Below are 26,908 nucleotides of genomic sequence, written 5' to 3'. Positions count from 1 at the left end.
ACCGGGCGGCCATTCCTTCGGAGCCACAAGCGGCAGACCACCATCAGCCACACCCGGTCCTCCCGGACCGCCTACATTCTTAGGGAACACCATGAGCCGTCCCCTCCCGCCCGCCGGCGACGCCCTGCCGGACCGGGGCCGCCTGTCCGAACTGCTCGAAGCCGACCGGACCCTCGCCTTCCAGCGCATCACCCCCGCCTGGGCCTACTTCCTCGCGGGCGTGGCCGCCGCGGTGGCCGTCTGGTTGCCCTCCGAGGGCGTCGGCCGCGCCTTGGCCGTGGCCGCGGTGCTGGTCCCGGGGATCCATCTGCTGCTCCGCGCCAAGGCGCTCACCGAGACGGTCCTCGTCTACCGCACCGAAGACGAGGAGGAGGCGGAGACGGAGGAGGACGAGGCCACCGTGGGCCGGATCGCCGGCCGCGCCGTCGTCGTCACGACGGCCGTGGTCTGCGTGCTCCTCGGTCTGGCCGTCGCCCTGCTGCCGCTGGGCTGGATCCGCGTCGCCCTGCCGGCGCTGTGCACCTGGTTCCTCGTCGACCTCTACCGGTCGCACCGCAAGCGGGTGGAGGCCCGTGCCACCGTCGAACGCGCCGCGAACGAGCCGTGGTACCCGGCCTACCGGCGACTGGTGGAGGGACGACGGGCCTCCCTGACGTGAGGCGCGGAACGGGGCGTACCGGAGCGCGCCGTACCGCATTTCGATCTTGACGGGTGGGTGCGGTGACCCGAACCTGAGGACTCGGCCCCGGGCCGTCGTGGGCTCTCGGCACACGGCTCGCGGGGCTCGGGACCGCCGGACAACGGGACAACGGGAGGGCGACGGATGGCCGTCGACGGATTCAAGCTGCTCTCTGACGCGCACGACTACCTGCTGGCCGCCGTGCGGGGCGTGCCCGCCGACGGGTGGGGTGATCCGACCCCCTGCACCGAGTGGACGGTGCGTCAGGTGTACAACCACGCGCTGCTCGACCAGCAGGCGCTGACCATGCAGATCTCGGGCGTCGCTCCCGCGAGTGATCCCTTCGAGCCGGTGGACGCCGTCGGCGCGGATCCGGTGGCCCAGCTGGCGGAGGTGCTGCGGGCAGCGGCGGCGGCCTGGGAGTCGGAGCGGGACGCCGAGAGGGTGCCGACCCCCATGGGGCCGATGCCGGCCACGACGGGGGCCGCCGCGGGGGCGCTCGACGCCGCCCTGCACGCCTGGGACATCGCCCGCGCCACCGGGCAGGACCTGCCGTTGACCGAGGACCTGGCGGAGCGGCTGGAGGAGATCGCCTCGCGGCTGGTGGACTTCGTGCGCGATTCCTTCGGGAAGTACGCGGCGCCGGTCCCCGTGCCGGAGGACGCCGGCCGCGCCGCGGCCCTCCTCGGCTTCACCGGGCGGGATCCGCGTTGGTCCCGGCCCGCGGGCGGGTCCGGGACGGCCGGGCCGGGCGGCTCGGCGGGCTGATCCGGCCCATCGGCGCCCGATCGGGGGCGGGGCCTCGTGCCGGGTGCCGCCGACCCGAGGGGGCCGGCGGCACGGGTGCGTCAGCCGGTGGTGCGGGGGCCCGCCGCGGTGCGGGCCCTCAGGACCCGGAACGCCGCCAGGACCAGGAGGGCGGTGATCCCCAGGGTCAGGGCCGTCGCGGTGAGCTGGAGCGGCCAGTAGTGCGAGACGGGGTGGTACTCGCGGAAGTAGCCGACGGCGTCGAGGCGGTCGTAGGCCGCCCGGCAGTCGGGGAAGTACTCGCCGCCGCACCGCGGGTCCGCGAGTCGGGTGCCGGTGGAGGTGACGATGCCCTCGTCGATCGCGATCCCGGTGCCCGAGGGGGCCCCTTCGGCGCGGGTGCTCGTCTGCGTCACGCCGGACCAGAGGTGGGGCAGGGCCGTGTGGACGGCGGCGGCCACGGCGCCCGTCGCGAGGACCGAGCCCGCGAGGGAGGGCAGCGAACGGCGCCACAGCAGGCCCACGAGCGCGCCCACGGCCAGGGCCGCGAGGGCGAGGGCCACGGTCAGGGGGCCGCCCGCGTAGAAGGTCGGGAAGTCCGACCAGGACTTCGCGGTGTCGATGCGACCGTCCCCGGCCGACCACGCGAGGTGGTGCAGGGTGACGAGCAGCCCGGTGCCGAGGGCGACGAGGACGGCCGGGAGGGCGAGCCGGGCGGTGAGCCAGCGGACCGGCGACACGGACTGGGCCCAGGTCAGTTGGGCGGTGCCGGTCTCCAGCTCCCGGCTGGTGAGGGTGGCGCCCGCCCAGGCCGCGACGAGGAGGGGCAGTGCCGGTATCGCGAAGGTGGTGACGGAGTAGATCTCCTTGTAGCGGATGATCGCGGGCTGGTCATAGTTGCAGCCGGCGGCGCCGCCGCAGGCGTTGTACCGGGCCCAGGCTTCCGCCGCGGCGTCGGTGAGGGGTCCGCCCATCCACAGCAGGGCCGCCGAGAGCAGGAGCACGAGCGCCGTCCACACGGACAGGGCCGGCCGGTGCAGGCGGAGCAGCCAGCGGGTGAGGCGGGGTGCCGTCGCCGGGGTCCGGGGGGCAGTGGGCGGGGCCGGGGCGAGGGAGGTCATGCGGTCTTCTCCTGGTACGGGGTCGGGGCGGGCATCGCCTCGGGTTCGGTGGCGGCGGCGCGGTCGGAGCCGAGGACCAGAGGGGGCGCCGCCGGGTTCCGCAGGTGGGCGAGGACCAGTGCCTCCAGGGACAGGTCACGGGGCCGCCAGTCCGGGGGCGGCGGACCGCCGGGCCGGAACAGGGCGGTGACCTGCCGTCCGGTGACGCGGCTCTCCACGGTGGTGTGGGGGGCGAGGGCCGTGGCGCCCTCGTCCGCTCCGGCGGGGCCGGTGGCGAGGGTGTGCAGGGTCAGGAGGTCGTCGATGTCCCCGGCGAGGCGGAGCCGGCCCTCGCCGATGAGCAGCAGGTGGTCGCAGGAGTCCTCCAGCTCGGAGATCACGTGGGAGGACATCACGATGGTGGTGCCGTCCTGTGCCGCCGTGGCCATCAGGGCGCCCATCAGCTCGTGGCGGGCCAGTGGGTCGAGGTCGCCCATGGGTTCGTCGAGCAGCAGCAGTTCGGGGCGCTTCCCCAGGGCGAGCGCCAGGGCCAGGCGGGTGCGCAGACCTCCGGAGAGCGAGCGGACGCGGGCCTCGGGGTCCATGCCCCCGCCGGTCGCGACGCGTGCGGCGGTGGCCGCGTCCCAGGTGTCGGGGTTCAGGTCGGCGCCCATGCGGAGGGTCTCGGCGACGGTGAGCTGGGGGTGGAGGGGCTTGTCCTGGGAGACGTAGGCGGTGCGGTGCCGGGTACGGGCCGGGGGCGCGCCGAGTACGGTGATCGTCCCTTCGGACGGGGCGGTCAGTCCCGCGGCGAGGGCGAGCAGGGTGGATTTGCCCGCTCCGTTGGGTCCCACGAGCGCGCTGACCCGTCCGGCCGGCAGGCGGAAGGTGCAGTCGTGCAGGGCCCGGCCGCCCCGGCGGCCGAAGCTCTTCCCCAGGCCGGTGGCCTCGATGGCCGTACTCGTCATCGGTCGTCCCGTTCTTTCTCGGATTCCGTCCCGGATTCCGTCTCGGTGCCGTCGAAGTGCTCGTCGAGCACGGCGGCGAAGAGCGCCGCCACGTCCTCGCGCTCCAGGCCGGCGGCGCGGGCGCGCGCCGCCCAGGCGGACAGCTCACCGCGCAGCGGCGAGTCGGAGGGCGCCGCCCCGAGGGTCCGGCGCACGAAGGTGCCGAGCCCCCGCCGGGCCTCGACGAGGCCCTCCCGCTCCAGCTCCCGATAGGCCTTGAGGACCGTGTTCGGGTTGACGGCCGTGGCTTCGACGACCTCCCGGGCGGCCGGGAGCTTGTCCCCCGGTTCCAGCAGGCCCAGGCGCAGGGCCTGCTTCGTCTGCTGGACGATCTGCACGTACGTGGCCACTCCGCTGCGCCGGTCGATGCGGTAGTCGATCATCCCGGCAAACACCCTTTCACTATTTGAGTAGTGAATATGACCTGCCCGGTGCGCACGTGTCAAGAAGGGCCCTGAGCTGCGCATTCACCCCGCATCATCGGAGGCTTGCCAGGCGATCGGTTCCGATATATCGTTGACGCATCGCGAGGAGTTCGCGAACCATCATGACTCTTCATGTTTCTTCTTGTGACGGGTCGCACGGGCCCGCTGACGGGTCCGGCCACGAAAGGAGCGCATCATGCGCGCACACGGAAACGACTGCGGACACGGCCACGGCCACGAGCGCGGCCACCACCGCGGACCGGGCTTCGGTCCCGGCGGGCGCGGCGGCTTCGGCCCCGACGCACAGCCCGGGTTCGGGCCCGGCGGCAAGGGCGGCTTCGGACCCGGCCGACGGGCGGCCTTCGGCCCCTTCGGACCGCCGTTCGGCGGACCCTTCGGCGGCGGCGGCCCCGGAGGCCGCGGCGGTGGAATGCGGGGACGGGCCCGGCGCGGTGACGTCCGCGCCTCCATCCTCGCCCTGCTCACCGACCGCCCGATGCACGGCTACGAGATGATCCAGGAGATCGGGGAGCGCAGCGGCGGGGCGTGGAAGCCCAGCCCCGGCTCGGTCTACCCGACCCTGCAGATGCTGGAGGACGAGGGCCTCATCTCCAGCGAGAGCGAGGGCGGCAAGAAGCTGTTCACCCTCACCGAGGCGGGCCACACCGAGGCCGAGGCCGGTCCGGACGCCCCCTGGGAGCAGGCCGGTCGCGGCTTCGACCGGGAGGCCCTGCACGAGGTGCGGCAGGCGGCCTCCGGGCTGATGGAGGCGTTCGGCCAGGTCTTCAAGACCGGCACGCCCGAGCAGCGCGAGAAGGCCGTGGCCGTCATCAACGAGGCCCGCAAGAAGCTGTACCTCATCCTCGCCGACGAGCACTGATCCGCTCGCGCGTGCCCGCCGCGCCCCGGCGCCGGCGGGCACGCCGTCGGTCGGGTGACGCCCCCGGGGCCCCGCACAGGGGCCCCGGGGGCTTCGTCGCGCCTTCGACCCGGTTCCCACCGGCCGCTCCACGGAGCGGAGTTCGGCGCCGTCACACGGTTTTCACGCGCCGTGCATGGATCGGGGCCCCGGCTCCGGCCCATCATCGGCGGGACGCCCGCGCCCGCCGCCGAGGAGCAGCCACCCATGCCCAGCCGCCGTACCTTCCTGGCCGGTTCGACCGCCGTGTGGGGTCCGCTCACCGCCACCTCCACAGCCACCGTCACGGCCGCGGCGGCGACCGCGCAGGCGGCCCCGGGCGCGGCCCCGGCGGGGAGGCCACCGAACCTCGTGGTGGTGTTGGCGGACGACCTCGGCTACGGGGAACTGGGCGCCTACGGGCAGAAGTCGATCACGACCCCGCGCCTGGACCGGCTCGCGGCGGAGGGACTGCGCTTCACGGACGCCTACGCGACCGCGGCCGTCTGCGCGCCCTCCCGCGGCTCCCTGCTGACCGGGCTCCACACGGGCCACGCCACGGTGCGCGCCAATCCGTCCTCCGGCGGCCAGGCCCCGCTGACCTCGGCGGACACCACCTTCGCGCAGGTGCTGAGGGCCCGCGGCTACCGGACGGGCCTGGTCGGAAAGTGGGGCTTCGGCCCGGAGGCCGCCGGGCAGGAGAGCCATCCGGCCGCCCGTGGCTTCGAGGAGTTCTACGGCTACCTGACCCACGGCCACGCCCACCAGTACTACCCCGCGTACCTGTGGCGCGACGGCGTCAAGGAACAGATCCCCGCCAACGCCGGGGGCGCCAAGGCCGTCTACGCGCCGGACCTGCTGGAGCGGCGGGCTCTGGAGTTCATCGACTCCCACGCGGGGGAACCGTTCCTCCTGCTGCTCACCCCCAACCTGCCCCACTCCCCCAGCGAGATCCCCGACAGCAGTGCCTACGCGGGTCGGCCCTGGAGTACTGCGGACAAGGGGCACGCGGCGCAGGTCAGCCGCTTCGACGCGCTGGTCGGGAAGGTGGTGGACCGGATCCGCGCCCTCGGGCTGGAGCAGGACACCGTGATCCTCGTGACCAGTGACAACGGCCCCCACGAGGAGGGCGGGGTCAATCCCGACCTGTTCGACGCGAACGGACCGCTGCGCGGCTACAAGCGGAACCTCTACGAGGGCGGCGTGCGGGTGCCGCTGATCGCCTGGGGTCCGGGGCGCGTCCGGCCGGGGACGAGTGACCGTCCGACCCCGCTGACCGACCTGTTGCCCACGCTGGCCGACCTGGGCGGCGCGCCCGCCCCGGCGGACGTGGACGGGCTGTCGGCCGCTCCGTTGCTCGCCGGCAGCCCCGACGCGGCCCGGCACGGGCACCTGTACTGGTTCCGCGACGAGTGGGGCGTCACCTCGCGGGCCGACGCCCAGGACGGCAAGCGCGCGACCTGGCTCGCCGAGGCGGTCCGGCGGGACGACTGGAAGGCCGTGCGGTTCGCGCCGCAGCGCGACCACGCCCTCCCCGACGACCAGTGGCAGGTGGAGCTGTACGACCTGGCGACGGATCCCGGCGAGACCCGGAACCTGCTCGACAAACACCCCGCGAAGGCCCGCGAACTCGTGGCGTTGATGCGTTCCTCCTGGCAGGACGTGTATCCGCGCGCTCCGTTCGGCGCCCGCCTGACCCTGCCGGGTACGGCCGTCCCCGGGCGGGCGTTCACGGTGACCGCCACCCTGGACAACGGCTCGGCGCGGGCGTGGACGGAGCCGGCACTGGCCCTGCGCGCGCCCGCCGGGTGGAACGTCGCCCCCGCGTCGCCGACGGCCGCGGACCGGCTGGCCCCGGGCGGCCGGCTCACCGCCTCCTGGCAGGTGACCCCGCCCGCCAACGCCACGCCCGGCACGGCGTGGACGATCACCGCGGAGGGCACCGCCGCCACCGCGACCGGGCCGGTCCGCTATCCGGCCTCGGGCACCGTTCCGACCGTACCGGCGGCCCCCGCGCGCGACTCCTACCTCTCGGACCTGGCCTGGATCAGCGCCACCAACGGCTGGGGTCCGGTGGAACGCGACGCCTCCAACGGCAGGAACGCCGCCGGTGACGGCACGCCCATCGCGTTCGGCGGGACGCGGTACGCCAAGGGACTCGGCGTGCACGCGCCCAGCGAGATCGCCTACCACCTCGGGGGCGCGGCGCTGCGCTTCACCTCGCTGGTGGGCATCGACGACTTCTCGGCCGCCCAGAGCGGTGTCGGCGCCACCCGGGCCAAGGTCTTCGGCGACGACCGGCTGCTGCTGACCACCCCGACTCTCAGGGCCGCCACCGGACCGGTCCGCGTGGACCTGGACGTCCGGGGTGTCCGCGTCCTCCGCCTCGTGGTGGAGGACGCCGACGGCCGCACGTCCTTCGACCACACCTCGTGGGCCCTGGCGCACGTGACGGTGGGGTGAGCGGGAGTTCGGTCTCAGCGGTAGTCGACGGTGTGGCGGACCTTTCCGAAGCGGGGGAAGGTCCGCTCGACCGCCAGCCGGTGTTCGTCCTCGGCGAACCCGGACATCGCGTCGGCCACGAACTCCGGCTCGTACCCGTGGTCGGAGGCGGCCCGACCGGTGGATTCGACGCCCATGGTGGTCACCAGGCCACCGAGGACCAGGGTGTCCACACCGAGGGCGCGGAGCCGTTCGTCGAGCCCGGTGCCGTGGAAGGCCCCGACGGTCCGCTTGACCACCAGCAGGTCGCCCTCCCGGGCCAGGCCCGGCGCGAACCCGCTGCCGGGCGGCTGCTCCGCCACCCCGGGGCGCTCGGCCCGGACCAGGACCACCGGCCTGCCGGCGGCCCGGAACAGCTCCGCCAACTCCCGGCAGCGGGCCAGCACTTCCTCACCGGAGTGCGGTGCGAGCGGCAGGGCGACGATGCGCGGCATCAGATCGACGAGTATCAGTGCGGAAGCCATGGCGATGATCGTAGTGCCGGGCCTCCGCACCGCGGGCCGTCAGTGCTCGCAGAGCGAGAACTCCCGTTCGTAGAGCTGCTCGTTGTGCTCGTCCACGAAGAACTTCCGCTCCTTCATGAGCTCCTCGCGGTAGGTGCGGGCCTGCTCCAGGGTCATGGTGGAGGTGGCCGCCCAGGGCTGCTGCGGGGGCACGTCGGCCGTCGAGACGATCCGTTCCGTGGGGTCCACCAGGAAGAACGCGAGGATCTTGCGGTGACCGGGACGGGTGGGGTCGGCGAGCCGGAAGGCGTCCACGCGGTGCTGGAGGACGTTGGGGAAGGCGATGCAGCGGCCGCCGGGGGTGGCGACCGAGCCGAGGAGCTGGTTGAGGGCGTCCTCGTCCTCCAGCCCGTACACCTCGCGCATGCCGGTGTCGTCGTTCTGCTCGTAGTTCGGGTCGTCGAGGGCGGCCCGGAAGCCCAAGCGGCTCTCGGTGATGTTCTCGCTGTCCCAGTAGAAGATGCCCGTCGAGACGATGCGTTCGTTGAGCATGCCCTCGACGTGCCAGGAACCGCCGGCGTACTCGGGCCGCTCCGGCGTGAGGTGCACGGTGGCCAGCTTGACGATGACCTGGAGACGACGGCCCCGCAGGTCGACGCGGTCGGCGGCGGCCGGGCGCGGCGGCGCGGTGAACTCGGGGGCGTCCGGGATGACGGGGTGGCGGTTCTCGAACCAGATCTCGTACGCCGCCTCCCAGGCGTCGCGGGCCTCGGTGTAGGCGGCGTCGTCGGCGAAGTCGGTCTTGCGGGGGTACACCGGCTCCGTGTCGTACCAGGCGTACGGGTCGGCCTCGATCCGCGGGGGACGCGGGTGGCGCAGGTCGGTGAGGACGTTCTCGAAGAGCGGTCGCAGGCGGGCGAAGAGGTCGGGCAGGACGGCGTCCAGGGCGCGGTGCGCCTCGGGGTGCACGTTGTTCACGTAGGAGCGGAAGGCGACGTCGCCGGTGTCGCTGACGTCGACCTCCGTGGGCAGCCATTGGAACCGCTCGGAGAACTCGTACTTCGCGTACTGCTTGGCCGGGTTCCGCCAGGCTTCCTCGGGGGCTCCGCTCGCCTCGCGGACCAGGCAGAACAGGGAGGGGTGGACGAGGTCCAGCACCTGGTTCCCGGATCCGGGGTGCCAGTCCCGCTCGGCCTCGGGCACCTCCTCCAGGACGCGGACGGCCTCGCGCAGCCGGGCGCCGAGTTCCTCGTCGACGAGCGCGTCGGACTGCCAGACCCCGTCCACGGCGGACGGCTCGATGCCGGTGTCGGCGTCCCGCTGGGCGGCGTAATGGGCCAGCTCGGCGAGGACGTAACGGATCTGGGCCTCGGTCAGGCCCTGCTCGACGGCCTCCCGCGTCCACTTCTCGGCTATGCCCGCGTCGAGCATCTTCTCGGACCAGTCGGGCTTCGTACGGAGGTGCGCGCTGCACTGCATCATCTGCAGTTCCCGCAGCGTCCGGGGGCTGGTGAACGCCGGGGAACGGGTGCTCTGGAAGGGCAGCGGGTATGCGGACGTGCCGGTCACTACAGGGGGTCCTCACGGTCGGTGTGCGGTGCCCGGAAGAATAGCCCGCCCCACCGACAGCCCCGATCGGCCCTCACCCGGCCGTGCCGGGCCCACTCCCGTCCCCTCCTGCACCTTCCCGCCACGTGCCCTCCGGCTGCGCGGCACCGGTGGAGGGCAGCGGGGTCGAGGTGAAGTGGCGGACCCGGAGGGGGGCGAGGAGGTAGTCGTCCTCGCCGGGGAGGACCACGGGCTGGTCGCGCCAGTTCTCGCCCGCGTAGGCGACGAGGTCCCGCTCGTCGCGCCACCGGCTCACGTAGAGCAGCGAGTGCGGCGGTGCGAGCAGGACCTCGTGGTCGACGAGGCCCGGGTACCGGGCCGGGAATCCGCTCACGGCGGCCACGATCATGTCGTGGAACGCCTCGAAGCGGTCGGGACGGACGCGTGCCTCGCTCACCCTGGTGATCACGCCGCCCACGTTCTCACGCGGGGTCGCCGGACGACAGGGCTCCGACCGGACGGCGCCTCCGGCCCGGGATCGTCCGAATGGCCGGGTGTCGTCGGTGCTCGCGCGCGCCGGGCCCGTTGTCGTTTCGCGGTCCTGTAGGTCATTGGCAGCGTCTCGATTGAGCGATTGGACGGCGACGGCCCGTGCGTGCAGAACCTCTTCCCGAACCGACGATCCACAGCCCGCGGCGCTGGACGGCGCTCGCGGGCATGTGTCTGGGTGCCTCGCTGGTGTGGCTGGCCTTCGCGGACTTCGCCGTGGTGGTGCCCACCATCTCGCGGGACCTGGCGGTCTCCCTCACCGATCTCCAGTGGGCGAACAACGCGTTCAGCCTGGCCGCCGGTGCCCTGGTGCTCGCCGGCGGGAAGCTCGGCGACGTGTACGGGCGGAAGCGGCTGCTGCTCATCGGGCTCGCCGCGCTCGGGGTGTTCTCGCTCGTTCCGGCCCTCGTGCCCGGTTCCACGGGGCTCACGGTGGGGCGCGGACTGATGGGCGTGGCCGCGGCCCTGATCCTGCCGGGCACGCTGGCGCTGATCCCGCCGATGTTCCCGCCGGAGGAGCAACCGCGCGCGTTCGGGATGTGGATGGCGGTGGCGTGGGTGGCGCAGGCGGCCGGGCCCGCCCTCGGCGGGGTGCTGACCAGCGCCTTCGGTTGGCGTTCGATCTTCTGGGTGAATCTGCCGCTGGCGCTGCTGGCGTACGTGCTGGTCCGGCGGGCCGCCGTGGAGTCCACGGATCCGGGTGCCTCCCGCCGGGTCGACCCGTGGGGGCTGTTGACCAGTGCCGGGGCCGCCTTCCTGCTCCTCTACGCGTGCACCGCGGGCCAGGAGTACGGCTTCGGGGACCCGTTCATCATCGGCCTGTTCTGCGGGGCGGTGGTGCTGGCGGTGCTGTTCGTGGTGTCGGCGCGGCGGGTCCGGGATCCACTGGTGGACCTGTCGTTGTTCTCACTGCGGCCGTTCTCGGGGGCCCTCACCGCGAACCTCACGATGAACTTCGCCTTCGGCGGCGTCAGCTTCCTGCTCGCCCTGTACCTCCAGGAGGTCCGCGGCTACAGCGCTCTGGTCAGCGGGCTCCTGCTGCTGCCTTCCATCGTGACCATCCTGCTGTTCAACCCGATCGGCGGCCGGATGTCGCGGGCGTACGGGCCGCGGCTCCCGGTGCGGCTGGGTGTGGTCCTCCTCGGGGTGGGCACGGCCGTGGCCGCCGTGGCGGTGCGGGACTACCACTACTGGGTGCTGGTGGTGGGCCTGCTGGTGCTCGGCTGCGGTCTGGGGGTGATGTCCATCCCGCTGTCGGACACCGCCGTGGCCGGGCCGCCCGAGGAGCTGGCGGGCACGGCCTCGGGGCTCTTCAAGGTGACCAGCATGCTGGGTGGTTCCTTCGGCGTGGCCGTGCTGGTCGCCGTCCAGCAGGCCCTGGAGACGCACCAGGCGGTGGACCGGGCGCGGGCGGCCGGCTTGAGCTCGGACCAGGTGGACGCGCTGGGGAACGCGGTGACGGACTCCGCCCTGTACGACCGGATCCTGTCGAGCGTGGACCAGAAGACGAAGGACGAGATCACGGCGGCCTACCACCAGGTCGCGGCCGTCGGGACGGGCTGGGCGGTGTTGGTGGCGGGCGTCCTGTGCGTGGTCGCGGGGCTGCTGCTGCCGGTGATCTGGCGGCGCGCCGGGGCCCAGGACGGCCCCGCCCGCTGAGGACGGACGCGGCCGATGAGGACGACCGCGGCCGAACCGGCGGGCCCGGTCAGGGCCGGCCGGGCGCGGCGGGCCGGTCGACCGGGATCCACAGCTGGTGGTCGGTGTCCGCACCGGGCGCGACGGGGCGGGTGCGGATCAGTTCGGGGCCGGCTCGGCTGGTGTACCGGTCGGAGGGGAACCACTGCGTGAACACGTCGCGCCACAGCTCCTGGAGGGCCTGCGGGTAGGGGCCGTGCCCGTCGAAGACCGCCCAGGTTCCCGCCGGGACGTCCAGGGCGTCGAGTCCTTCGGCCGCGGTGCCGGGGGCGGTGACGGCTCCGATCCAGTAGTCGGCCTCGGCGCCCTCGGCGCGGCTGTCGGTGCGGTAGACCACCGCGGACAGCACCCCTTCCGGTTCCCGGCCGGCGCCGAGCCGCTTCATCCGTGCGACCGTGGCCGGGTCCAGTCCTTCCCGGTGGGCTTCGGCGCCCGGGTTGAGCCCTTCGTGGACCAGGGGGAGCCGGGTCCGCCGCCCGAGGATCCGGAACGCGTCCTGCTCCACGATCCGGTACCGCATGGCCGTGCTGCCCTCGACGACGAGGCGGAAGGACATGCGGGGCTGGGCGGTGAGCGTGGCGCCCGTGCGGCGGGCCTCTCCCGGGCCGATGCCGTGGACGGAGCGGAAGGCGCGGGCGAAGGCCTCCCCGGAGCCGTACCCGTACCGCACGGCGATGTCGAGCAGGGTGTCCTCGCCGGCCAGAACCTCTCCCCCGGCGAGCGTCATGCGCCGACGCCGCACGTAGACGGGGAGCGGCATGCCGGCGAGTGCGGCGAACAGGCGCCGGAAGTGGTACTCGGAAACCGCGGCGATGCGGGCCACCTCGGCGATGTCGACCTCTTGGTCGAGGCGGGCCTCCAGATGGTCCAGCGCGCGGTTCAGTCGCTCCAGCACGGTGCCGTCCGTCCCTTCCTGTCCCGTCCCGTCCTCCGGGAGGCAGGGCACCGGGCCGCCCCGTCACCCGACAGTTCCGGTACGGGAACGGTCGGGACGGGGCCGCGGGACGGTCCGAGGCTTGTCCTCATGAACGACGTGAACCACGTGAACGACGTGGATGGGGTGAACGATGTCATGGGGGATTGCGCGCCGCGTTTCGAGCCGGTCCGGGCGGCCCTGGCGGGTCTCCTGCGCACGGGGGACACGGGTGCTTCCGTGGCCGTCCGGCTCCACGGGGATCCGGTCGTGGACCTGTGGGGCGGGTACGCCGACGCGGCGCGGACGGTGCCCTGGGAACGGGACACGTCGGTCTGCGTGAACTCGACGACGAAGACGATGACGGCCCTGTGCGCGCTCGTGCTGGCCGACCGGGGTGCGCTCGACCTGTCCGCGCCGGTGGCGGACTACTGGCCCGAGTTCGCGGCCGCGGGCAAGGAGGGCGTACGGGTGCGGCACGTGCTGTCGCACACGGCGGGCCTGCCGGAACTGTCCGGGCAGGCCGCGGTGGAGGAGCTGTACGACTGGGAGGACGTGACCGGGCGGCTGGCGGCGCAGGCACCGGCGTGGGAACCGGGTACGGCGGCCGGATACCACGCGTTGACCTTCGGTTTCCTGGTGGGTGAGCTGGTGCGCCGGGTGTCGGGACGGCTTCCGGGCGAGTTCTTCGCGGAGGAGATCGCCGGGCCGCTCGGCGCGGACTTCCACATCGGCCTGTCCGCGGAGCACGACGGCCGGATCGCCCCGCTCCTTCCGCCCCTGTCGGAGACCGAGGAGTTCGCCGCCGCCGCGCCCGGCGCGGGAGCGGCGACGGTGGCCCCCGGTACGGTCCGGGTGAGGGACGTCAACTCCGTGGCGTGGCGGCGGGCCCAGGTGCCCGCGACGAGCGGCTTCGGCCACGCCCGGTCCGTGGCGCACGTGCAGTCGGTGCTGGTCGCCGGGGGCGCCGTCGGGGGCGTGCGGCTGCTGTCCGCCGCGGGCTGCTCGCCCGCCCGGGAGGAACTGTTCCGGGGTCAGGACCGGGTGTTGGGGACCCCGATGGCCTGGACGGCCGGGTTCGGCAGGTTCGGGGACGCCTTCGGCTGGGGCGGGTGGGGCGGCTCCCTGGTGGTGAACGACCCCGGCTCCGGCCTGACGGTGGCCTACGTCATGAACCGGATGGTCGACGGGAACCGGCGGGCCGACGAACGCGGCATGGAGATCGTGACGGCGGCCTTCGGGTGCCTGTAGTGAACCGGAGGCGGGGCGCGGCCCCTACGTCCGCCGCCCCTCCCCGGAGCGCTCCCGGCCGTCGTTTCCCCGCCGCCGGGCACGGTGGTGCCCTCAGTGCCGGGTGGTCGCGGCCAGAAGGTGGTCCGGCAGATAGGGGGAGGTGACGCGGATCCGCCAGCCGCGGCGGCGGGCCTGGCAGGCCAGGGCCAGGACGTCCGGGTTGAGCAGGGCGTCGGTGGTGTCCCCGCGGTCCGCGACCGAATGGTGGGCGCGGTGGGCTTCCAGGGCGTCGAGGAGGGCGAGGTTGAAGCTCTCCTCGTCACCGCCCACCAGCTGTGACAGGAGCACGGCGGGCGGTGGGAAGAACCCCCACTGGTTCGCCCTCTCCATGCCCAGTACCGCGCGATGGGCGGCGGCTTGCGCGTCCGCGCCGTTGAGATGGGCGTGGAGGGCCTCGCGGTAGGGGGCGAAGGCCGACCGGTCGGCGGCGTACGCGGAGGGATGGGTGGCCGCCAGGGCCGCGATCTCCGTGGGATCGCCGTTGATCAGGGCGAGGGCCGCCGCGTTCTGCCAGACCCCGGGGCCGGTCTCGCGTCCGTCGGAGGCCGGGAGGACGAGGTCGTACGCCCCGCAGACGGCCCGTACCTCGCCGCCCGCCGTCGTGGCGGCGGCCCGGAAGAGCAAGGCGCCGAGGCCCGAGGCGAGACGGAGGGCCGCGCCTTGTCCCTCCGCGCCCCGGTCACCCGCCGCGCCGCGGATCAGGAAGAGGGTGCGCTGGCGGCGCATGGCCTCGGCGACGTTCCACGCGGTGACGGTGGCACCGGATGCCGGGGTCAGGTCCTGCCGGGTGCGCTCCTCGAAGCGGCGCTCGAAGTCCTCGGAGGTGCCCCCTTCCCAGGTGGGTCGTGCGCAGGTCACGGGGCCGGCCGCGAGGGCGGCGACGGCGTCGGGGCGCCGGTCCCGTCCGAACGGTCCGACGCGCGGGCCCTCGGGGGCGTAGCCGGTGACGAGTCCGCGCGGCAGGTAGGCGGTGTCCACGGGCACGGGCCAGCCCGCCTGCCGGTGGCCCCAGGCGGCGAGGGCCAGCGGTACCAGGGGCAGGAGGGAGCGCGGCGGGGCCGTCGGACGCTGCGCGGCCCGCACCGCCCGCAGGAGCGCGGTGAGTTCGCGGTCGTATTCCGCCCGGTCGCCGCTGACGAGGGCGCGGACCACGCGCAGGGCGATCGTCTCCTGGTGTCCGGAGAGCTCCCGCCCGGTCTCCCGTTCCCGGGCGGCGATCCTGGCCAGGGCCGCGTCCACCGCCGCGGTTCGGGCCGCCTGCGGGGGCGGGAACTCCTGGTCGTCCTCGTCGAGGTCCCCGGCGACGAGAGCCAGGAGGCCGGCGACCAGTTCGGCGGCCGGGACCCCGGCCGCGTCCGCCCGGACGTGCTTGCGCACGAAGTGGAAGGCCTCGCCGTCGCGGTCGATCCGGTCGGCGAGGACCGCCAGGCAGTAGGCGTCGAGCCAGTCCCCGAGGCCGGCCTTGTGCCAACCCTCGTCGTCGCCGTCCCGGTCGTAGGACATGCCGAAGTTCACGTAGTCCAGGAAGACGTGGAACGGCTCCCACGGGTGGTAGGCCGTGTGCCGGATCACGGCGGCGGACGCCTCGGCCGCGTCCGCCAGGACCGCCCACGCCTCGGCGGAGTCGAGGGCGGGTTCGTCGACGGAGCGGGCCGCGAGGTGGTCCCGCATCATGTCGGCGAGGTACTCCCACTCGTAGGTGCCCATGGGGCCCGCCTTCGACATGGATCGGGTCATCGCCCCGATCCTGTGCGTGAAGTCCGCGCGGGCGGCGGTCATCTTCTCCGCGGCCACCTGATGACGTTCGATCGACATGCCGTCCCACTCCCCGTCGTGCCTGGTACGCCCTCAGGCTAGGCGGGAGCACCGACAGTCACCGTCGCCGGGTCGGCGCCCCCGCCGCCGATGGGCCGGTCGGGCCCTACGGCAGGTGGCCCGCCGGAGGGACGGGCGGGAGTCCGCGCGGGGTGACGGAGGTGATGCCGAGGTCCCTGCGCATCTCGTCCCGAGCCCGGATCAGGCGCTCCCACAGTTCCTCCGAGCGGCGTTCGAGCTCCTGGAGGGCGGCCTCTTGTTCGGGTACGCCCCGGCGCAGGTCCTGGACCAGGCGGTACATGTGGTGCAGGCCGCCGTTCACGCTTCCGAGGGCCACGAGGACACCGTCGGACACGCTCATCTGGGCCTCGGCGTGCTGGGCGACGTACGCGGACCAGGTGGTCTCCAGGGCCTCGGCGGTCTCGGGTGTCACCCGGCCCGTGGCGCGGAGTTCGCGGACGCAGGTGACGAGGGCGTGCCGGACGCTGCGTCCCGCCGCGTTGATCGCGGCGTAGGAGGCCCTTCGGCCTTCGAGGAGTTGGGATTCCTGGGCATGGGCGCGGTCCTCTCGGCGGTGCCGGTCGGCGCGTTCCAGGTCCTCTTTCCTCAGGCGTTCGGCACTTCGCTGGGTCAGCAGTACGGACCCGAGCGTGACCAGGCCGCCCAGGAACGCGGCCCCGAGCGTGAGCAGTTCCGACCCCATGACCCCCGGCGCCCCCTTCTCCCTGTTCCGTTCCGGGATCATTCTCCTCGTGACGGGGCGGAAGTCGACGGTCTCCCCGCCGACTCGGGCTTCAGGGGCGGACGGTGCGGGGGCCGGCCGTGCGGGCGCCGAGGGCGTGGACGCGGGTGCGGAGGGCTCGGTCGGCGGTGACGACCAGGACGGCGCGGCCCTGGGCGGTGTAGCGGGCGGCGAGTCCGACGATGTGGTCGTCGCCGCTGCCCGGGGCGCTCTCCACGACGACGCCGGGCACCGGCTCGACGCCACGGGCGGCGCCCTCCACGACGAGGACGATCTCCTGGCCGGGCGGGCGGCCCGCGAGGAGGTCGCGGAGGCGTTCGGCGGCGCCGCGCCGGTCGCGCCACCAGCCGTCCGGTACGGATCCGACGACGTTGGCGCCGTCCACGATCAGCACCTCGGGGCTTTCGGCGGACGGGTCCGGTGTCGTGTCGCTCATGGCGACCATGGGACCACACGGGGCGGGACCGCGGGGTTCGGGTCGGGGGCACGGTCGCGCACGGAGCGCGCCCCCGGCTGGCCCGTTGTCCGAGGCGGCGGGCATGATCGGCGCCATGACGTTCTCGACTGCCGAAGCCCTCCACGACCACGCCCGGCGGCACCTGTCCCCCGAGGTCGCCGCCCGCTGGACCGGGGCGCTCGCCCCGGGGATACGCCTCGACCACGCGGGTGAGGGGCCCGTGGCGGGGCGGCTCGGCGGCCTGCCGGAGCTGCCGTCCGGGGTGCCCTGGCCGGTGTGGGAGGGGCACGGTCCGCTCTCCCACGTCGCCTCCTTGGACTGCGCGGCCCTGGTGGCGGCCGGAGGGGCGACCGGGGAAGGGACCGAAGAGGGGGTCGGAGGAGGGGTCGGGGAAGCGGCCGCCGCGCTGCCCCGCTCCGGGACGCTGCTCTTCTTCCACTTCGACGGCCGCGTGGACGGCGGGGACGCCTTCGTGAACCCGTCCGATCCGGAGACCCGGCCCGGGGCGCAGGTGCTGTTCGTCCCCGCGGGCATCCCGGTCCGGGCGTGTCCGGCCCCGGACGGGCTGCCGCCCTACCCGGAGGTCCCGCTGACCGCACGGGTCGGCCTGACCGTGCCCGCGTACGACGCGCCCGCTCTGCGCGCCGCGTTCCCGGGGGTCGTGGGCGGGCCGGAGTGGGGCAGCCATCCGGTCAACTCGCGGGGCTTCAAGGACGGGTTGCGCGCCCTCGACCGCGCCGCGGGGCACGTGCGGCACCGGTTCGGCGGGCACCCCGTGCCCGTGCAGGGCGCGGTGGAACTGGAGATGGCCGCCGGGGTGCTCGGTTCCTGGCGGGATCCCGGTCTGGACGAGGAGGCCACGGGGTGGGTGCTGCTCGCGCAGTTCGACACGGACGAGGCCGTCGACATGATGTGGGGTGACGCGGGCACCCTGTACTGGCTGATCCGCCCGGCCGATCTGGCCGCAGGGCGCTTCGACCGGGCCGGTTTCGTCTGGCAGTGCTGCTGAGCGGCGGCCGGACCCGTCGGTCGCCCGCCCGTGCGGGGTCGCCGGATCACCGGGGCTCGGGAGACCACGGAAGGCCACGGGGCCGTCAGGTGACGGTCCGTCGGGCCCAGGGTGGAACGAATCGCTCCGCCCTGGCCGAAAACGCCCGTTCCGGGCATGTGCCTCATTGACCCCCTGGCGTCCGCGCGGTTGCATGCTCGCGGCCCCCGGCAGGGAGCCGGGCGCGGGCCGCGTTTTCTGGGGGGAACATGAGGTCTGGGGGAGACATGGGGGAACGTTCGGGCCGTGGAAGGGCCGGGCGGGTGCGGGCCGCCGCGGGCGTCGCCGTCGTGGCCTGCGCGGTCGCGGGCCTGGCGCCCGGGGCCGCCGTGGCGGGTCCCGCGGGAGGGTCGGGCGCCCGGAGCGGCGCGCTCACGACGGGTGTGGAACGGCTGAGTCTCGCCGCGGACGGCACCCAGGGCAACGGGCCCTCCGGCGCGGCCTCGATCGCGGCCGACGGGCTCCGGGTGGTCTTCGCCTCGTCGGCCGGCAACCTCACCTCGGACCCCGCCGCGGGGGGCGAGGCGGTGTTCGTCCGCGACGTGCCGACCGGGCTCAACCGGCGGATGGGCAGCCTCGGTCCGGTGGGCCCGCCGGCGATCAGCGGGAACGGTCAGTACGTGGCGTACGCCCACCCCTGGGTGAACAACACGCGGGTCCGCATGTACCGGGTGAGTTCGGGCGCCACGATCTCCGCCGACTGCTCGGCCTTCAGCTGCAACCAGCCCTCGATGAGCACCGACGGCAGGTACACCGCGCTGGCGGTCCTCAAGTACGGGGCGTCCAGCCAGGTGATCGAGGTGCAGGACGGGCAGACGGGGGCGCGGACCGCGGTCGCCACGCTGCCGCACACCCAGGCGTCCCGACCCTCGCTGAGCGGTGACGGCCGGTACACGGCCTACCAGAACGCGCAGAGCCAGGACGTGTTCGTGTGGGACCGGACCACGGGCGTCACGACGGGTCCGCTGGAGGGCGCGGGCACGGCGGCCTCCCTGGTGCAGATCGGTGACGACGGCACCAAGGTCGTGTACCTGGTGGGGTCGGACACCCGCGTCCACGACCTGGCCACCGGGACCGCGCAGACGGTGCCGGGCGTCCGGGGCCTGGCGATCGACCCGACGGGGCGTCACCTGCTGTACGCGCCGGTCGGCGGGACGGGGCCCGCCCTGGTGCTGCGCGACCTCCTGACGGGCACCGAGCGGACCGTGTCGGACGGACCGGCCACGGCCGGGACCGATTCGGTCGGAACGGACGGCCGGGAGGTGGTCTTCCAGTCGGCGGCCGCCGATCTGGTGCCCGATGACACCAACGGGGTCGCGGACGTGTTCCTGCGCCGGTTCTCCTGACGGTCCGCGCCCACCGGCCCGCTCCGCCCGCCGGCCCGCCCGCGTGCGGACCGGGCGGGCCGGGCCGGGCCGACGGGCGGGCGCTCAGGCGCTGCTGATGACCAGAAGGGTACGGGCGGCGGTCGGGCCGGCCAGCCGGCAGCGGTGCGGGACCTCCCCGCGGTGGTGGGCGCTCTGTCCCGCCCGCAAGGTGAGGGGCTCCTCGCCCTCGACCTCCAGCACCACCTCTCCCTCCAGGACGTACAGGAAGTCCTCACCGGGGTGTTCGAACCAGCCGCGCTCCCCCTGACCGGGCTCGAAGTGGTGCTCGTACGCCTCCATCAGGGAGCTGCGACCGCCGGGGATGAGCACGTGGGCGACCTGTCCGGCCGCCTCGTCCACGCGGATGACCTGCGGGTCGCTCTCGTGGCTGACCGCTCCCTCGCGGGCGGGCGGGCGGAGGAAGGTGCCGGGCGTGACGCCAAGGGCCTCCGCGATGCGGTAGATCGAGCTGAGGCTGGGGGTGGCGAGGCCGCGTTCGAGCTGGCTCAGGAAGGGCTGGGAGAGGCCCGAGCGGGCGGCGAGGACGGCCATGGAGACGCCGCGCCGCGTGCGGCAGCCTCGGATCACCTTGCCGACCTCGATGGCCTCGGGCGTGGGTTCGGGGCGGGACACGCTGGTGAACGTACCCCATGGGAGCGGGGGGCCCGGAGGGGCCAGGGAGGTTTCGCACGGCTGCAACACGCCCTTCATAAGCGTGGTCAATTATTGACCTCACTTATGAACGAGCGAGGAGCCCGCATGCACGCCACCCCTTCACCGCCCGGCCGGGCCGTCGCCCGCCTCGGCCCGGCCCTGGGCGCCGGAGCCGCCGTGCTGGCGCTGTGGTACCTGCTCGCCCGGTCCGGCGCGGTGGCCCCGGGCCTGCTGCCCTCCCCCGCCGAGACCCTGGCCGCCCTCACCGAGGGGGTGCGCAGCGGGGTCCTCGCGGCCGACCTCGGGGCGAGTCTCACGCGAGCCGGACAGGGCTTCGCCTTGGGCGCCCTCGCCGGGAGCGTGCTGGGCTTCGCCACCGGGTACGTGCCCTGGCTGTCGGCGGCCGTGACCCCGGTGGTGTCGTTCCTGCGCCCCATTCCCGCGATCGCCCTCGTGCCGCTGGCCACGGCCTGGTTCGGCATCGGCGAGACCGCGAAGCGGCTGCTCATCGCGTACGCCGTCCTCCTGGCGGTCTGGCTGTACGTCCACGACGGGGTGTCCCGGGTGCCGGTGTCGCACCTGCGGGCGGCCCGTTCGCTCGGCGCCCCGCTGCACCGGCGCTTCACGGAGGTGCTGCTGCCCGCCGCCGCGCCGGCGCTGCTCGCGGCCCTGCGGTACGGGGCCTCCGTGGCCCTGCTGGCGCTGGTGGCGGCGGAGCTGGGCGGGGCCGACAGCGGGCTGGCCTACCGGCTCCAGGTCGACGGCCAGTTCCTGCGCGTGGACCGGATGTTCGCCGGATTGATCGTCCTGGGTCTGGTGGGCGTGCTCGTGGACCTGCTGCTGGCCGCGGCCGGCCGCCGCCTCGTGCACTGGAGCGCCGCGTGAGCAAGAACGTACGCCTGGAGGGGTCGACCGTCCGCTACGGGACGACCACGGTGCTGGACCCCACCGACCTGGAGCTGCCCGCGGGTTCCTTCACCGCCCTGCTGGGCCCGAGCGGCTGCGGCAAGTCCACCCTGCTGAACCTGGTCGCCGGGTTCACCCGGCCCACCGAGGGGCGGGTCACCGCGGGCGCCGGCCCGGTCCGGGGGCCGGGTCCGGACCGCGGCGTGGTGTTCCAGCACTACGCCCTCTTCCCCTGGCGCACCGCGCGGGGCAACGTCGAGTTCGCCCTCAAGCGGCTCGGACTGTCCCGCCCGGAGCGGCGCCGTCGGGCCCTGGCCGCCCTCGCCGAGGTCGGGCTCGCGGACGGCGCCGAGAAGTACCCCGCCCAGCTGTCCGGCGGCATGCAGCAGCGGGTGGCCCTGGCCCGCGCGCTGGCCGCCGAACCCGAAGTCCTGCTGATGGACGAGCCGTTCGGCGCCCTCGACGCACTGACCCGCGCCCGCATGCAGGGACTGCTGCGGGAGCTGTGGCGGCGCCGGGGCACGACCGTCCTGTTCGTCACCCACGACATCGACGAGGCCCTGGCCCTGGCCGGGCGCGTGGTCGTCCTCGGCGGCAGCCCGGGAAGGGTCCTGGCCGACCATCCGGTGCCCGAGGGCCCGCCCGATCCCGCCCTGCGCGCCCTCATCGCGGGACACCTCGGCTCCGACTGAGCGCCCGCCGCTCCCCCGCCGCCGTTCCGCTCGTGTCATCCCGCACGTCCTGCTCATCCCGTGCATCCACGTGCATCGCCCTACATCCCGTGCATCCCGCACATCCCGTTCCCGGAAGGAACCCCCCGTGCCCAGACCCTTCGCCGCGGCCGCCCTGCTGACGGCCGCGCTGCTCGGCGCCCTCACCACGGCCTGCTCGTCCGGCACGTCCCCCGCGGGTGGCGGCGGGCCCGCCGTCACCCTGGCCGGCAGCGACCACCTCGGCGGGGCGCCGGTGTACCTCGCCGAGGAACGCGGCCTGTGGTCGGCGCAGGGGATCGAGGCCACCGTGACCACCCAGCCCACCGGACGGGACGCCCTCAACGCCGTCCTCGGCGGGCAGGCCCAGCTCGGTGTGGTCGGCGACCTGCCCACCGTCACCGCGGCCCTCGGCGGCCGCGAGATCCGCGTGGTCGCCGAGCTGTCCCGCTTCTCGGACTGGCGGCTGCTGACCCGCGCCGACCGAGGCATCACCGGTTTCGCGGAACTGAGGGGCCGCAGGATCGGGGTGCCGCGGGGCACGAACGTCGAGTACGCCCTGTCCCGGATGCTCGCCTCGGGCCGACTGACGGCCGCCGACACCACCGTGGTCAACCTCGCCCCCAACCAGGTCCCGGCGGCGCTGGCCCGCGGGGACATCGACGCCGGCGTGACCTTCCCGAGCTTCTACGAGGCCGCGCGGACGGCCCTCGGCGGGCGCTACGCCGAGCTCCCCTTCCGCGGGTACACCGCCAGAACCCTCCTCGTCGCCGGCCCGAAGGCCACCGCGGACACCACCGAGGCCGTGCTCCGCGCCCTCGTCGAGGCCCGGCGCGGGATCACCGCCGATCCGGCCGCAGCGCGCGCGGCCGTGGTCACGCAGTCGAAGGGCGCCCTCCAGGCCGGGTACGTGGACGCCTTCCAGCCCCGTTACACCTACACCGTCGGGCTCTCCGAGGAGTTGCTGACCCACCTGGAGCAGGAGGCCCGTTGGGCCAAGGCCACCCAGGGCCTGCCCGGGCCGGCCGACCGCTCCACCCTGCTGCGCCGCCTCGACCCCGGCCCGCTCAAGGCCGTCTCCCCGACCGCCGTCACCCTGCCCTGAATCCTCCCCCCTCCCCCACTTCGCCCACCCCACGTCACCCCACCGAGACCGCCCCATCAGCGGCCCCGAGCCCGTACAGGAGACACCCATGTCCGTCGACCAGAACACCCTGCGCCGTCGGGGTACCGGCCTCATCGCCCACGATCCCGCCCGCAGCTTCGGCGGCCTGACCCTCTACACGCCCATCACCAGTGCCGGGGAGATCCACCTCGTCGACATCGAGGGCCGAGCCGTCCACACCTGGAACTCGCCGCACCCGCCCGGCCGGCAGGCCCAGCTGCTCCCGAACGGCAACCTCTTCTACGCCGCCAAGGACACCGAGGTGCCCACGCTCTTCCCGATCTGGGACGTCTACCACGGAGGGATCTTCCAGGAGTTGGCCCCCGATTCCACGGTGGTCCGCGAGGTCCGGCACCCCCTGCACCACCACGACGCCTCGGTCCTGCGCAACGGCAACCTGCTGATCACCGTCGTGGAGCCGCTCGCTCCGGCCGACGCGGCCCGGATCCGCGGCGGGATCCCCGGCTCCGAGGCCCCCGGCGGGGTGATCCACGGCGACGTCGTGTACGAACTGACCTGGGAGGGCGAGGTGGTGTGGCGCTGGGCGGCCATCGAGCACCTGGACCCCGAGGAGTACCCCCTCGACCGGCACTTCGCGCGGGAGCACTGGCCCATGGCGAACACCGTCAACGAGAACGCCGACGGATCCGTCACCCTCGGCTTCCGCAGCGTCTCCTCGGCGGTGGCCGTGGACCGGACGGACGGCTCCGTCCTGTGGCGGATCGGGCCCGACGTCCTGGCTCAGCAGCACCACCCGCACGAACTCGCGGACGGCACGGTGCTGGTCTTCGACAACGGCAGCTACCGCGACAGCACTTCGGTGCCGTACTCCCGGGTGCTGCAGCTCGACCCGCGGACCGGCGAAGAGGTCTGGTCGTACCAGGACAACCCGCCGCAGAACTTCTACAGCCCCTACATGTCCAGTGCGCAGCGGCTGTCGAACGGCAACACCTTCATCGCCGAGGGGTCGTTCGGCCGGCTCTTCGAGGTGACGCCGGGCGGCGAGGTGGTGTGGGAGTTCGTGGTGCCGCAGTTCCGGTCCTTCGGCGACGGGGTCGGCCTGGAGTCCTCGGCGGGGGCGCAGAACTCGGTGTTCCGCGCCTACCGGTACGCCGCCGACCGGTTCCCCTGGCTGTGAGGACCGGCCGACGGGCGCCCCGGGCCCGCTCCGCCGCGTGTCGGCGGAGCCGCACGGGGCGCCCGTCGGTCCGGGCGGACGGCCCCTAGAGGGGCCGGACCGCCTCGGCCTGCGGGCCCTTGGTGCCCTGGCTGACCTCGAACTCCACGCGCTGGTTCTCGTCAAGGCTCTTGTAGCCGTCGCTCTGGATCGCCGAGTAGTGGACGAAGACGTCGGCGCCCCCGCCGTCCACGGCTATGAAGCCGTACCCCTTCTCCGCGTTGAACCACTTGACGGTCCCCTGCTGAGGCATCGTTGCCGTCCTTCCACCTGACGTCCCGCGGCCCTTCGCCGGGGTAACCGCGCCGATCCTCCCCCGCCCACGGCCGGTGAAACCCATGTGGCGGATGGGACCCGGTCCGAGGGGGGTCATCCGGCCGCGCCGGGGGGCAGTGCCGTCCGCCCGGCGCAGTGGGGGCAGCGCTCGCGGCCGTTCCAGGCCGACCAGCCGAAATCGGTCGGGGCGAGGGCGCGGCCCTCCAACTCGTCACGGACGGCCTCCCGGTACGCCCAGACCGCGTCCAGGTACGGGTGGTAGACCTCGTGGAAGGCGGCGGTGTCGATGCCCGCGCCGTCGGCCACGGCCCTGCGGAGGGCGCGCAGGCTCTCGAACATGCGCTGGCCGGCGCCCGCGATGCGCGGGCTGGCGTCGATGAAGAGCCGCTCGCGGACCTCGTAGACGCGGGCGTCGGTGAGGGCGGCCCGGCTGGCCTCCTCCAGGCCCGCGGCCCCGGGTCCCTCCTGGGCGAGCTGCCGGAGTTCCGTGTGGGCGAGGCCGGCGGCCGCGATGAACTCGGTGTAGACCTCGCGCCGGCGGGTCTGTACGCCCCTGCGGTGTTCCTGGCGGGTGCGCAGCCGGTCGGCCAGCACGGTACCGCCGATGGCGATCAGACCGCCGCCCAGCGTGGCGACGAGCGTGCCCCATTCCATGGTCCCCACCGGCCCCTGTTCCCCGGAGGCGCCCGCGCGCCCCTCCCCGGGACCGATCATGCCGGAGGGCTCCGGTGCGGGGCGCCGTGCTGCGGAAATGGGTGCCGGACCCGATGTGCGACCGGGGGCGCGCGTGTGACGGTGGAGGTGAGCCGGGGCCCTCGCGACGGCCCTGTCACCGACTCCGGGAGGAGGAGCCATGTCCCGCCCCCGAACCGATCCGCAGGAACCTCCCGCGACCCGGCCGGGGCGGCCCGGCTCCCCCGCCGGCCGGCGACGTGCTCCGTGGGCGGGCCACCGCGCCCCCGCGGGTCCGGCCCGGGTCCTGCTGCTGGCCGCGTCGATGGCGCTGGTGGTGCTGGGCATGGTGCTGCCCCAGGGCCTGGTGCTCGCCACCGGCCTGGTGACGGCCGGGATCGTGGCCCAGCAGATCGCGGCGGCCCCGCACCGGACGCGCCCGCGCGGCGCCGCCACGGACGCGCCGAAGCCGACACCGGCGGACGCGCCGCCGGCCCCTGCCCCTCGGCGGATCCCGCGGTCCGCTCCCCATCCGTACGACCGTCAGGGCCCGCGCGGCCCGGAACCCGTGGAGGACACATCCGTTTCCGTCAGGTGCAACACGCTCTGCCCGTCCTGCTGCGGAAGGAGGTGACCCGTGGGACACGCTGACACCTTGCTGGCGATGGGCGGCGCCTTCCTGGCCGCCGCCGTGTTCGCCCGGCTCGGCAGACGCATCGGCCTGCCGACCATTCCGCTGTTCATGCTCGCCGGGGTGATCCTCGGGCCGCACACCCCCGGCGTCGTGCTCGTCCACGACGCCCACGACTTCGAGATGCTGTCCGCGCTCGGGCTGGTCCTGCTGCTGTTCTACCTGGGGCTGGAATTCCACCTGGACGACCTGCGGCGGGGCGGCAAGCGGCTGTTGACCGCGGGCGGGGTGTACCTGCTCCTCAACGTGGGCGCGGGGCTGCTCTTCGGTCTCGCGCTGGGCTGGGGGGCCCGCGAGACCCTGGTGCTGTCGGGCGTGCTGGGCATCTCCTCCTCCGCGATCGTCACGAAGATCCTGGTCGACCTGGGGCGGATCGGCCGCCCCGAGACCCGGCTGATCCTCGGCGTGACGGTGGTGGAGGACATCTTCCTCGCCGTGTACCTCGCCGCGCTCCAGCCGGTGATCAGCGGGGCACGGGGCATCACGGAGATCGTCCTCCAGATGGGCAAGGCGTTCGCCTTCCTTATGGTGCTGGCGATCGCGGCCCGGTACGGCACCCGCGTGATCGGCCGGCTCATCGCGGTGCGCGAGAACGAGCTGCTGGTGATCAGCTTCCTCGGCGTCGCGATCCTCGTGGCCGGGATCTCCGAACTCCTCGGTGTGGTGGACGCGATCGGCGCGTTCATGGTGGGCCTGATCCTCGCCGGCACACCCTCCGGTCCGCGGATCCGGGAGCTGGTGCATCCGCTCCGGGACGCCTTCGCCGCCATCTTCTTCTTCGCCTTCGGGCTGGCCATCGATCCGGCGCACCTGGTCTCCGTGGCGGGTCCGGTCGCCGTGGCCGTGGCGCTGACCCTGACGATGAACGTGGCCGCCGGCCTGTTCTCGGCCCGCCTGTACGGGTACGGGGCGCAGCCCGCGGCGAACATCGCGACGACGCTGCTGGGGCGCGGGGAGTTCGCGCTGATCCTGGCCGCGATGGCGGCCGGCGCGAACCTGGACGGCCGGTTGGCCCCGTTCATCGCGAGTTACGTGCTGGTCCTGGCCGTACTGAGCCCCATCCTGGCGGCCCGCTCCGCCGTGTTGGTGCGTGCGATCCGGGCCGTGGCCGCCCGGGTGCGCGGTCGGACCTCGGGCCCCCCGGGGCGCCCGGATACGCCGGCGTCCCCGTCCGGAGGGGCGGGGACGCCGGGCTCGGGCCCGGCCGGAACGGACGGCCGGGACCCGGCGCGGGACCGGCCCGAGGGGGACCGGGTGCCCTCCGGGACCGCCGCGCGCTCTCCCGACGGGGACGCCTAGGCATCGGGGAACGGGGACGGCCCGCCGGGGTCCGGAGGGCAACGTCCGGGTCTCGCTGCCGACGGGGACCACCGCGGAGGAGGTCAACCTCTTCCTGGAGGCGCTGCCGGCGGCGGTGGCCCGGGTC

At 74.2% G+C, this 26,908-nt stretch carries 27 protein-coding genes; 14 read left to right on the top strand and 13 right to left on the bottom strand.

What is annotated here, in order from left to right:
- Positions 1-91 precede the first annotated feature (91 nt).
- Together ABTZ17_RS26190 and ABTZ17_RS26185 are read left to right on the top strand one after the other, a co-directional pair.
- The gene (locus tag ABTZ17_RS26190; protein WP_352198169.1) at positions 92-658 is read left to right on the top strand and encodes a hypothetical protein; all 567 of its coding nucleotides are present in this window, start codon (positions 92-94) and stop codon (positions 656-658) included.
- Positions 659-823: 165 nt separating this feature from the next.
- Entirely contained in the window at positions 824-1,447 is a 624-nt protein-coding gene (locus ABTZ17_RS26185; protein ID WP_352198168.1) for a TIGR03086 family metal-binding protein, read from the top strand.
- A gap of 80 nt (positions 1,448-1,527) precedes the next feature.
- On the opposite strand, the gene ABTZ17_RS26180 is transcribed toward ABTZ17_RS26185, so the two are convergent.
- Genes ABTZ17_RS26180 through ABTZ17_RS26170 form a run of 3 tightly spaced genes read right to left on the bottom strand, consistent with a single transcriptional unit; the run spans position 1,528 to position 3,916 of the window.
- Positions 1,528-2,547, bottom strand: coding sequence for an ABC-2 membrane transporter-related protein (locus tag ABTZ17_RS26180; RefSeq protein WP_352198167.1), 1,020 nt, complete (start codon positions 2,545-2,547; stop codon positions 1,528-1,530).
- Positions 2,544-3,494, bottom strand: a complete 951-nt coding sequence (locus ABTZ17_RS26175; protein ID WP_352198166.1) for an ABC transporter ATP-binding protein — start codon at positions 3,492-3,494, stop codon at positions 2,544-2,546. The genes ABTZ17_RS26180 and ABTZ17_RS26175 overlap by 4 nt, the downstream gene beginning before the upstream one ends.
- Positions 3,491-3,916, bottom strand: a complete 426-nt coding sequence (locus tag ABTZ17_RS26170) for a GntR family transcriptional regulator (protein WP_352198165.1) — start codon at positions 3,914-3,916, stop codon at positions 3,491-3,493. Before ABTZ17_RS26170 ends, ABTZ17_RS26175 begins: the two co-directional genes overlap by 4 nt.
- A 238-nt stretch (positions 3,917-4,154) precedes the next feature.
- Here ABTZ17_RS26170 and ABTZ17_RS26165 point away from each other — a divergent pair, with 238 nt between their 5' ends.
- Positions 4,155-4,838, top strand: a complete 684-nt coding sequence (locus ABTZ17_RS26165) for a PadR family transcriptional regulator (protein WP_352198164.1) — start codon at positions 4,155-4,157, stop codon at positions 4,836-4,838.
- A gap of 246 nt (positions 4,839-5,084) precedes the next feature.
- Entirely contained in the window at positions 5,085-7,319 is a 2,235-nt protein-coding gene (locus ABTZ17_RS26160) for a sulfatase family protein (protein ID WP_352198163.1), read from the top strand.
- Positions 7,320-7,333: 14 nt separating this feature from the next.
- On the opposite strand, the gene ABTZ17_RS26155 is transcribed toward ABTZ17_RS26160, so the two are convergent.
- From ABTZ17_RS26155 to ABTZ17_RS26145, 3 genes are all read right to left on the bottom strand, one after another.
- Entirely contained in the window at positions 7,334-7,822 is a 489-nt protein-coding gene (locus tag ABTZ17_RS26155; protein WP_352198162.1) for an isochorismatase family protein, read from the bottom strand.
- 39 nt (positions 7,823-7,861) lie between these two features.
- Positions 7,862-9,370, bottom strand: a complete 1,509-nt coding sequence (locus ABTZ17_RS26150; protein WP_352198161.1) for a DUF4246 domain-containing protein — start codon at positions 9,368-9,370, stop codon at positions 7,862-7,864.
- Positions 9,371-9,443: 73 nt separating this feature from the next.
- Positions 9,444-9,818, bottom strand: a complete 375-nt coding sequence (locus tag ABTZ17_RS26145) for an antibiotic biosynthesis monooxygenase family protein (protein WP_352198160.1) — start codon at positions 9,816-9,818, stop codon at positions 9,444-9,446.
- Positions 9,819-10,000: 182 nt separating this feature from the next.
- On the opposite strand from ABTZ17_RS26145, the gene ABTZ17_RS26140 reads away from it, so the two are divergent.
- Positions 10,001-11,557 carry an MFS transporter gene (locus tag ABTZ17_RS26140; RefSeq protein ID WP_352198159.1) on the top strand — a complete coding sequence of 519 codons (1,557 nt, stop codon included), beginning with the start codon at positions 10,001-10,003 and terminating at the stop codon, positions 11,555-11,557.
- 49 nt (positions 11,558-11,606) lie between these two features.
- On the opposite strand, the gene ABTZ17_RS26135 is transcribed toward ABTZ17_RS26140, so the two are convergent.
- Positions 11,607-12,491: an AraC family transcriptional regulator gene (locus ABTZ17_RS26135; RefSeq protein WP_352198158.1), complete on the bottom strand. Its 885-nt coding sequence runs from the start codon at positions 12,489-12,491 to the stop codon at positions 11,607-11,609.
- Positions 12,492-12,656: 165 nt separating this feature from the next.
- Here ABTZ17_RS26135 and ABTZ17_RS26130 point away from each other — a divergent pair, with 165 nt between their 5' ends.
- Positions 12,657-13,760: a serine hydrolase domain-containing protein gene (locus ABTZ17_RS26130; RefSeq protein WP_502994850.1), complete on the top strand. Its 1,104-nt coding sequence runs from the start codon at positions 12,657-12,659 to the stop codon at positions 13,758-13,760.
- A gap of 93 nt (positions 13,761-13,853) precedes the next feature.
- Here ABTZ17_RS26130 and ABTZ17_RS26125 read toward each other — a convergent pair whose 3' ends face one another.
- The 3 genes from ABTZ17_RS26125 to ABTZ17_RS26115 all read right to left on the bottom strand — a co-directional run bounded on the left by ABTZ17_RS26125 (position 13,854) and on the right by ABTZ17_RS26115 (position 16,795).
- Positions 13,854-15,617, bottom strand: coding sequence for an immunity 49 family protein (locus tag ABTZ17_RS26125; RefSeq protein ID WP_352198157.1), 1,764 nt, complete (start codon positions 15,615-15,617; stop codon positions 13,854-13,856).
- Positions 15,618-15,723: 106 nt separating this feature from the next.
- Positions 15,724-16,320: a hypothetical protein gene (locus ABTZ17_RS26120; RefSeq protein ID WP_352198156.1), complete on the bottom strand. Its 597-nt coding sequence runs from the start codon at positions 16,318-16,320 to the stop codon at positions 15,724-15,726.
- A 91-nt stretch (positions 16,321-16,411) separates the two neighbouring features.
- A complete protein-coding gene (locus tag ABTZ17_RS26115) occupies positions 16,412-16,795 on the bottom strand; it encodes a PIN domain-containing protein (protein ID WP_352198155.1) in 384 nt (127 codons plus the stop codon).
- A 115-nt stretch (positions 16,796-16,910) separates the two neighbouring features.
- Here ABTZ17_RS26115 and ABTZ17_RS26110 point away from each other — a divergent pair, with 115 nt between their 5' ends.
- Together ABTZ17_RS26110 and ABTZ17_RS26105 are read left to right on the top strand one after the other, a co-directional pair.
- Entirely contained in the window at positions 16,911-17,825 is a 915-nt protein-coding gene (locus tag ABTZ17_RS26110; protein WP_352198154.1) for a YwqG family protein, read from the top strand.
- Between the two features lie 266 nt (positions 17,826-18,091).
- Positions 18,092-19,210: a hypothetical protein gene (locus tag ABTZ17_RS26105; protein WP_352198153.1), complete on the top strand. Its 1,119-nt coding sequence runs from the start codon at positions 18,092-18,094 to the stop codon at positions 19,208-19,210.
- 84 nt (positions 19,211-19,294) lie between these two features.
- Here the strand turns inward: ABTZ17_RS26105 and ABTZ17_RS26100 are convergent, their stop codons facing one another.
- Positions 19,295-19,864, bottom strand: coding sequence for a helix-turn-helix domain-containing protein (locus ABTZ17_RS26100; protein ID WP_352198152.1), 570 nt, complete (start codon positions 19,862-19,864; stop codon positions 19,295-19,297).
- Between the two features lie 126 nt (positions 19,865-19,990).
- Here ABTZ17_RS26100 and ABTZ17_RS26095 point away from each other — a divergent pair, with 126 nt between their 5' ends.
- The 4 genes from ABTZ17_RS26095 (at position 19,991) to ABTZ17_RS26080 (ending at position 23,804) form a co-directional block, all read left to right on the top strand.
- Positions 19,991-20,770 (top strand): ABC transporter permease, encoded by a 780-nt coding sequence (locus ABTZ17_RS26095; protein WP_352198151.1) that lies wholly within the window; start codon positions 19,991-19,993, stop codon positions 20,768-20,770.
- Entirely contained in the window at positions 20,767-21,483 is a 717-nt protein-coding gene (locus ABTZ17_RS26090; protein WP_352198150.1) for an ABC transporter ATP-binding protein, read from the top strand. The genes ABTZ17_RS26095 and ABTZ17_RS26090 overlap by 4 nt, the downstream gene beginning before the upstream one ends.
- Positions 21,484-21,610: 127 nt before the next feature.
- Positions 21,611-22,606, top strand: a complete 996-nt coding sequence (locus ABTZ17_RS26085; RefSeq protein WP_352198149.1) for an ABC transporter substrate-binding protein — start codon at positions 21,611-21,613, stop codon at positions 22,604-22,606.
- A gap of 88 nt (positions 22,607-22,694) precedes the next feature.
- Positions 22,695-23,804, top strand: a complete 1,110-nt coding sequence (locus ABTZ17_RS26080; protein ID WP_352198148.1) for an aryl-sulfate sulfotransferase — start codon at positions 22,695-22,697, stop codon at positions 23,802-23,804.
- Positions 23,805-23,889: 85 nt separating this feature from the next.
- Here ABTZ17_RS26080 and ABTZ17_RS26075 read toward each other — a convergent pair whose 3' ends face one another.
- On the bottom strand, positions 23,890-24,096 hold the full coding sequence (locus ABTZ17_RS26075) for a cold-shock protein (RefSeq protein ID WP_352198147.1): 207 nt from the start codon (positions 24,094-24,096) through the stop codon (positions 23,890-23,892).
- 116 nt (positions 24,097-24,212) lie between these two features.
- Entirely contained in the window at positions 24,213-24,833 is a 621-nt protein-coding gene (locus ABTZ17_RS26070; RefSeq protein ID WP_352198146.1) for a CchlQ, read from the bottom strand.
- Positions 24,834-24,972: 139 nt separating this feature from the next.
- Between ABTZ17_RS26070 and ABTZ17_RS26065 the strand changes: the two genes are divergently transcribed.
- Positions 24,973-25,425 carry a hypothetical protein gene (locus ABTZ17_RS26065; protein WP_352198145.1) on the top strand — a complete coding sequence of 151 codons (453 nt, stop codon included), beginning with the start codon at positions 24,973-24,975 and terminating at the stop codon, positions 25,423-25,425.
- A gap of 3 nt (positions 25,426-25,428) precedes the next feature.
- On the top strand, positions 25,429-26,781 hold the full coding sequence (locus ABTZ17_RS26060; protein ID WP_352198144.1) for a cation:proton antiporter: 1,353 nt from the start codon (positions 25,429-25,431) through the stop codon (positions 26,779-26,781).
- Positions 26,782-26,908 lie beyond the last annotated feature (127 nt).

Origin of the sequence: Streptomyces sp. NPDC097619, assembly GCF_040302735.1 — a bacterium.
Lineage (GTDB): Bacteria > Actinomycetota > Actinomycetes > Streptomycetales > Streptomycetaceae > Streptomyces.
The sequence above is the reverse complement of the archived record's forward strand: the minus strand, read 5'-3'. Positions and strand labels throughout refer to the sequence as shown.